A 7,662-nucleotide genomic window follows, 5' to 3' on the forward strand; every position below is an offset into this window, starting at 1 on the left:
GATAACCTGATTGTCTGTTGCGAAGTCGAGCCATGAGCACGGCGCTTTGACGGCGGAGGCGGTAGCCTCCGCCTCTTCGCGTACCCGCACTTCCAAGCCGCGTAAGGCGAAAAAGCAGAGTAGTAGGAGCCTGATGCAGCGCGCTCAGCGTTTGTGGAAGGAATCTCTGCAGTTCCGTGCTTTGGGTACTGCGGGCATCATGATGTTCCTGAGCTTCTTGATGGTGGGTTGGTCCTTGTCGAGCCAGATTGCGACGAGTCTTTTTGAGAATCAGAAGGGTCAGGCGCTGGCGGAATCGGAGAGTGGTTTCCGTAACGTTCAGAGCGTGCTGGACTCCTCTGAGGCCCGTAGTGACAGCGAAATTCGCCGTAATGTGAGCCGTACCCTGACCGTGCTGGATGCGGGTAGCTCGGGTAAGCGCAATTGGATTCTTGTGCCTTTGGAAGGTCAAGGTAAGCAGGGTTTTATTCCTGAGCAGAGCAGTAATAATTCTTTGAATTCTTCGAGTATTCCGAATGATTTCAAACAAACTGTTCGCGATAAAGAGGGTATTTTCTGGCAGACGTCTACGGTGACTACTGTCGAAAATAATCGTGAGCGTACCTATCCGGTGCTTATTGTTGGTACACATATTTCTATTTCTCAGAACCCTAATTACGGTTTGTTCCTTGTGTACGATATGACGGATTCTTCCGCCACGATTGCGCATATTAACTTTGTTCTTTTTGGTGGTTTCTGCGCGCTGCTTGCTGTGGTGCTTTCTGTGGTGTGGATTGTGACTCGTTTTGTGGTCCGCCCGATTACGCAGACCGCTATTACGGCGGAGAAGCTGGCTGCTGGCGATCTGGATCAGCGTGTGTCTGTACACGGTGAGCACCAGGCGGCGCGTCTGGGCTATTCCTTCAACCTGATGGCTGACTCGCTGCAGGAGAAAATTGTTCAGCTGGAGCGTCTGTCGACTCTGCAGCAGCGATTCGTTTCTGACGTTTCGCACGAGTTGCGTACTCCGCTGTCGACGGTTCGTTTGGGTACGGAGCTTCTGTACGATACGCGTAACGAGATGGAGCGCACGCAGAGCCGCACCGTGGAGCTTCTGCACGATCAGGTGGATCGTTTCCAGTCGATGCTTTCTGACCTGCTGGAGATTTCTCGTTTCGATGCCGGTAGCGCAATGCTGACCATTGACACGGAAGACTTCATGCGTGTGCTGTCGAATATTCTGCAGGAGGCTCTGCCGCACCTGGAGCGCACGAATACTAAGCTGAACGTGCATACGAGCCATGAGAGCATCATGGTGGATATGGACCGCGTGCGTATTGAGCGTGTGCTCCGTAACCTGCTGTACAACGCGATTGAGCACGGCGAGTCCCGCCCGATTGACGTGTACGTGGGTGCGAATGCCACGAACCTGGGTGTTGCGGTGCGTGACCACGGTATCGGTCTGTCTGAGGATGAGGCTGTTCAGGTGTTCAACCGTTTCTGGCGTGCTGATACTTCGCGTAAGCGTACCCTGGGCGGTACCGGTCTGGGTCTGTCGATTGCTGCTGAGGATGTGCGTCTGCACGGCGGCACGATTGAGGCGTGGGGCGAGAAGGGCCGCGGTGCCTGCTTCACGATGAACCTGCCGCTGATTCACGGTGCGCCTTTGGGTGAGTCGCCGGTTCTTGTGACGGGTGAGCCTGAGGTGAGTGCGCATCGTTCGGCGACCGCGAAGGATACGCTGCCCAATATTGCTCCTCGAGCGAATATTGAGGATAACCTCTAAAGGTCGGTAGGAGAGGGCTCCGCTTCCTGCATAAAGCATCTGTCATAGAGCGGGAGATTGGGGCCGAGGATTGGGATGGGCGTGATTGTATTTGCGCTTATCCTTGCGTATTTGCACTGTTCACCCAGTACAATCAATGCAGATATGTTTTCACGGTGTTGCTATTTCGCCGTGGTTATCTTTTCACCGCGTTGCGACGGCCTGCAACGGTAGTTGGTGATTGTTTGTCTTTGTTCGTAGAGGAAGGTTAAGACCTCCATGGCTCACAGGGCTATTGTTTCTCGACGCGCCGCGCTGTCTTGGGGTGCGGTGTCTTTGGCGACGCTCGTGAGCTCTTGCGCGGGTCTTCCTTCGAACGATCGAGTGACTCAGCACAGCAGCGGTCTGGACGTGAAGAGCGTTAATACTTCTCCGGCGCGTGCGCCGGGACCGCTGGCGGGTGCTACCCCCGAGGCGATTATTGAGGGCTTCGTGCGTGCTGGTGTGGACAGCATTGAGAATTATGCTGTGGCGCGCCAGTATTTGAGTTCTTCTTTTGCGGGTCGTTGGAATCCTATGGGTACGACTCGCGTGTACCGTAATACGGTGCAGCCCCGCAGTGACGATAGTGGAGCAGCCGAGGGTACCTACCATGTGCGTTTCCAGCAGACGGCGACTGTGAATAGTCAGGGTATTACGAGCACCTTCCCGGAGGCTCAGACTGAAACTCAGGACTTCACCATGGTTATGGAAGATAACCAGTGGCGTATTAGCTCCTGCCCGGATGGTCTGTGGCTGGATGGTGCCGAGTTTGAGCGCGTGTTTAGCCCGTGCCGCCTGTACTTCTACGATCGTGCGTTCCGTTATGCTGTGCCGGATATTCGTTGGTTCCCGCATACGGACCGCTATTTTGAGTTGCTGGTGCGTACGCTGATGGCTGGCCCGGCGTCCTACCTGAAGGATGTTGCGTTCTCGGCGTTGAACGAGTCGATGAGCCTTGAGACGGCGACCATGAGCGATAACCAGGATGTGCTGGTTCGCCTCTCGGGTGAGCACCTGGACGATAACCGTTTGGCGCGTGTGCGTGAGCAGATTATGCACGGTTTGGAGAACTTCTCCGGTCTGGGTAAGACCGAGGTGTTCTACAACGGTACTTTGATTCCTGAGAATGCACCGAGCGGCTTCTCTGCGGTGAAGCTGAACCCGGGTGTTCCTGCCCGCACGGTTGCTATTAATTCGAACGGCCAGATGGTGGCGCGTGATGATTATATGAGCAATGCGGGCGAGCAGCTACTTCTGCGTGGCGTGAGCCAGTTGAGCTCCCCGGCGATGGGCTACACTGCGGATGTTTACGCCTGCTTGGCGAATGATGCCGCGAGCCTGTACACGGTGTATCAGGGTACTGCCCGCCGTGTGTGGCAGAGTACCGCGCTGACTGCTCCGAGCTTTGATGCGTACGGTTGGGTGTGGGCTGCCGATGGTACGGGCGTTGTGCGTGCGTTCAAGCCGGACTCTGAGGACGCGAATGAGCGCGAGCGCGGCGTTGATATTGGTCTGTCGTGGCAGCGTAATTTGAGCTTTACGAGCGTGAACGTCTCTCACGATGGTGCGCGCATGGCGATTGTGGCGTCTACTGAGGGTGCGTCGGCTGTGATTATTTCCGGTATTGTGCGTGATGATGCCGGCAAGCCTCTGCGCCTGACGGAGATGGTTCGTCTGAGCTCTTCGGTGACCCCGCGTAATGCCCGTTGGGCTGGCGACCAGAGCGTCGTGGTGGTGAACGTGAAGAATGGTGAGTCTGAGGTGATTTCCCTCAGCGGTGAAGAGACGAAGCTGGATCGTTTGGATGGCGTGATGACCATTTCGACGGCGGATAATACGTCGAACATTATTGCTCACCGTTCTGACGGTTCGTGCTACCTGATGGAGGAGCGCGGCTGGATCCGTTTGGATACGACCCTGCACGAGATTAGTTACGCCGGTTAGCTTCGGGCACCGGGTATAGCGCGCGGAAAGGTTGCTTTCGGTGAGTTCAGGACAGCGTGGTTTGAACGAGCCCGTGAACGGGTCTCTGAGCAAGTCTCTGACCGGGCTTGCGGGCGCTCTCAAGAGCGCCGGCGGGTCTTTGGGTGAGGTTCTGATGCCGCGTACCTGCCCGTGCTGTGCGGTGCCGGTCGCCTACGGTGCCGGCTCGCCGCTGTGCGAGGCGTGTCTGCCGCAGCTGCATTCGGCGTTGGCGCGGATGGAACAAGTGCACGTTCTGCAGCCTCTGTCTTCTGGCGACTGCGCTGCTGGCGGCGGTGCCCCTGAGGTGCGTGCGGCATCCCGTTATGAGGGGATCATGCCGCGTGCGCTGTTGGCGTTGAAGAACGCGGGTCGCACTGATTTGTTGCCCCTGCTGGGGGAGGGCTTGGCGCGTAGCGTGTATGAGCTTCTGCGCGCTCGCCGGGCTGAGATTCAGCACGGTTCTTCTGCGCCGGTTGAGGTTCTGCTGATTCCGGCACCGTCCTCTGCGCAGAGCATGCGCCGCCGCGGCTATGCACCGGCGAACCTTTTGGTGCAGGAGGCGGTGCGTCAGCTCAATCGGCGTCTGCCTGCCTCGGTGCGGGTGCGTGCCGTGGACGTCATCGGGTATGCGTCTCGCGGCCGGCGGGGGAGCGGCGCCTCCATTATTTCTGATGCGATTTCCGGTGCGCAGAACGAGCAGAAGGGCCTGGGCGCTGTGGGTCGTGCCGAGCGGATGCACGGTGCCTTGCGCGTCATGGAGCCTGCCCTGTGTGCGGGTCGGGTGAGTGTTATCTGTGATGACGTGGTGACCACCGGTGCGACTGCCTCGGAGATGGTGCGTGTGCTGCAGGAGGCGGGGTCCTCTGTGCTTGGCGTGTGCGCCGTGGCGGCGGTACCGAAAAAAGCTCAGACATAGCGTTTCTTGTAGTTAGTTGCAAGAGATACACGATTTTTGGCGAATAAAGTTCGCAGACTGACGAATAGCTATTATTTGGGCTAAATATTTGTCATATCTAGTGATATAAACCATGTTCCGTACTAGAATATATACAAGGGAACGGCATTGGAGTCGAACCCCCGTACCGGGTCCAACCGGACGCGGTATAAGCCCCCAACCTGGAGGGAATGATCGTGGAAGTCAACATCTACGGCCGCAATATCAAGGTCACCGAACGCCTGGAAGAGTACGTGAACGACAAGGTTCAGAAGTTCGCTCAGCTCGGCGATAACGTGAAGGACATTGACGTCAAGTTCAGCAAGGACGGTCATCTGGGTGGCGAGTCCATCCGCGTTGAGATTACCGTTGTTGGTACCGGCCCTGTCCTCCGTTCCGAAGCCCAGGGTCACGACAAGTTCGCGGTCTTCGATGAAACCTACGGCAAGCTCCTGGAGCGTCTGCGCCGTGCACGTGACCGCCGCAAGCTGTACAAGCGCGGTGGCAAGCACCCCGTTTCCGTTGCGGACGCTACCGGCTCGATTCCCGTGGTCACCGAAGCAATTACCGAGATTCTGCTGCCGGATATTCCGGTGGAAGAAGCAGCATTCGATAACAGCGAGGTCACCCTCGCTGATGAGGCAGCATCTCCCATTGAGATTCGCCGCAAGAGCTTCAAGGGCGAGCGTTTGACTCCCGCAGAAGCTGTTGACCGTATGGAACTGGTCGGTCACGACTTCTACCTGTACATTGACAGCGAGACCGGCGCACCGGCTGCGGCATACCGTCGTAAGGGCTGGAGCTACGGCATCATTACCCTGGACAACGATTAAAACTAACGTACCTGCTGATTGCTGAGGTGCATGACTCTCTCAGGCGGCATGCTCAGTGAGCAGGCTCAGGGCCCGGGTGCCTCCGACAGTACTCTATGTGCTGTTGAGGTACCCGGGTTTTCTGTGCCTTCTACCGTGCCTTCTACGTGCCCGTTCCTGTAGCCTACATGTTCGTTCCTTCAGCCGGATGGGGCGGCTCTGCCTCAAGCGGAAGGTGAAAGATTCGAGCGTCACCAAATGTCACCTCGTGGGCGCACAGCGTAAAAAAGAGCTCGGACGGGCGAATTAGGCGGCTCTGCCATACAATATGTAGGAAGGCCTCACCGCGCGCACTTTCGCGCGCCCTTGGTGAGGGTACCGAAACAAGCAAGGAGTAGAAGCTCAGTGGCATCTTTCTTGGAGAAAATCCTCCGAACCGGCGATAAGAGGGTTCTGCGACAGCTCGAAGCGTACACCAAGGCGGTGAACTCGCTCGAGGACAGCTTCGCATCTATGACCGATGAGGAACTGCGAGCAGAGACCGACAAGTTCCGCGAGCGCGTCAAGGACGGCGAATCCCTCGATATTCTGCTGCCGGAGGCCTTTGCGGTAGTCCGCGAAGCGTCCAAGCGCACCCTGGGCAAGCGCCACTACGACGTGCAGGTGATGGGTGGCGCTGCACTGCACCTGGGCAACATTGCCGAAATGAAGACCGGTGAGGGTAAGACCCTCGTCGCGACCCTGCCCGCATACCTGAACGCGCTGAGCGGCAAGGGCGTGCATATTGTGACCGTGAACGACTACCTGGCTGAGTACCAGGCAAACCTCATGGGTCGCGTGTTCCGCTTCCTCGGTATGGAGTGCGGCGTGATTCTCTCCTCCATGGAGCCCGACGAGCGTCGTAAGCAGTACGCCGCGGACATCACCTACGGTACGAACAACGAGTTTGGCTTCGACTACCTGCGTGACAACATGGCGTGGACCGTGGAGGAGCAGGTTCAGCGCGGCCACAACTTCGCCATTATCGATGAGGTCGACTCCATCCTGATCGATGAGGCACGTACCCCTCTGATCATTTCCGGCCCCGCAGCGGGCGAAGCAAACCGCTGGTACGCAGAGTTCGCGCGCATTGCCGCAACCCTGCTCAAGCGCGGTGAAGACTACGAAGTAGACGAGAAGAAGCGCACCGTCGGCATCCTCGAATCCGGCATTGACAAGGTGGAAGACCACCTGGGTGTGAAGAACCTCTACGAATCCAAGAACACCCCGCTCATTGGCTTCCTGAACAACTCCATTAAGGCGAAGGAGCTGTTCACCAACAACAAGGACTACGTGGTCATTGACGGCGAGGTCCTGATTGTTGACGAGCACACCGGTCGTATTCTGCCGGGCCGCCGCTACAACGACGGCATCCACCAGGCGATTGAGGCGAAGGAAGGCGTCGAGATCAAGCCTGAGAACCAGACCATGGCGACCGTGACCCTGCAGAACTACTTCCGCATGTACGACAAGCTGTCCGGCATGACCGGTACCGCGGAAACCGAAGCGGCAGAGTTCATGAACACCTACGAGCTCGGCGTGGTGCCCATCCCCACCAACAAGGGTGTGCAGCGCATCGATAACCCCGATAAGGTGTACCGCGACGAAATCGCCAAGTTCAAGGCAGTGGTCAAGGACATTAAGGAACGCCACGAGAAGGGCCAGCCGATTCTGGTCGGTACCGCAAGCGTGGAGAACTCCGAGTACCTGTCCCGCCAGCTGGCGAAGGCGGGTGTGCGCCACGAGGTGCTGAACGCGAAGAACAACGAGCGTGAGGCAGCCATTGTTGCGCAGGCGGGCCGTAAGGGCGCCGTCACCGTGGCAACCAACATGGCTGGCCGTGGTACCGACATTATGCTCGGCGGTAACCCCGAATTTGAGGCCGTCGAGAAGATGCGTGAGCTCGGCCTGGACCCGAACACCAACTCCGAAGAATACGAGGCACGCTGGCCCGAGGTTCTGAAGGCCTGCGAAGACGCCGCTAAAGAAGAGCACGATGAAGTCACCAAGCTCGGTGGCCTGTACGTGCTCGGCACTGAGCGTCACGAGTCCCGCCGTATCGACAACCAGCTGCGCGGTCGTTCCGGCCGTCAGGGCGACCCGGGCGAGTCCCGCTTCTACCTGTC

Annotated in this window: 5 protein-coding genes; all 5 read left to right on the plus strand. The window is 57.9% G+C overall.

The window, feature by feature from the left end:
* Window positions 1–10 precede the first annotated feature (10 nt).
* A complete protein-coding gene (mtrB, locus tag QZ822_RS08680) occupies window positions 11–1,765 on the plus strand; it encodes an MtrAB system histidine kinase MtrB (RefSeq protein WP_294643995.1) in 1,755 nt (584 codons plus the stop codon).
* Between the two features lie 258 nt (window positions 1,766–2,023).
* Window positions 2,024–3,730, plus strand: a complete 1,707-nt coding sequence (locus QZ822_RS08685; RefSeq protein ID WP_294644012.1) for an LpqB family beta-propeller domain-containing protein — start codon at window positions 2,024–2,026, stop codon at window positions 3,728–3,730.
* A gap of 40 nt (window positions 3,731–3,770) precedes the next feature.
* A complete protein-coding gene (locus tag QZ822_RS08690) occupies window positions 3,771–4,667 on the plus strand; it encodes a ComF family protein (RefSeq protein WP_294644014.1) in 897 nt (298 codons plus the stop codon).
* 215 nt (window positions 4,668–4,882) lie between these two features.
* Window positions 4,883–5,518, plus strand: coding sequence for a ribosome hibernation-promoting factor, HPF/YfiA family (gene raiA / locus QZ822_RS08695; RefSeq protein WP_314988410.1), 636 nt, complete (start codon window positions 4,883–4,885; stop codon window positions 5,516–5,518).
* Window positions 5,519–5,902: 384 nt separating this feature from the next.
* The coding region (gene secA / locus QZ822_RS08700) for a preprotein translocase subunit SecA (protein WP_294644017.1) at window positions 5,903–7,662 on the plus strand (1,760 nt) is incomplete at its 3' end.

Source organism: uncultured Rothia sp., from assembly GCF_916715725.1.
Taxonomy (GTDB): domain Bacteria; phylum Actinomycetota; class Actinomycetes; order Actinomycetales; family Micrococcaceae; genus Rothia.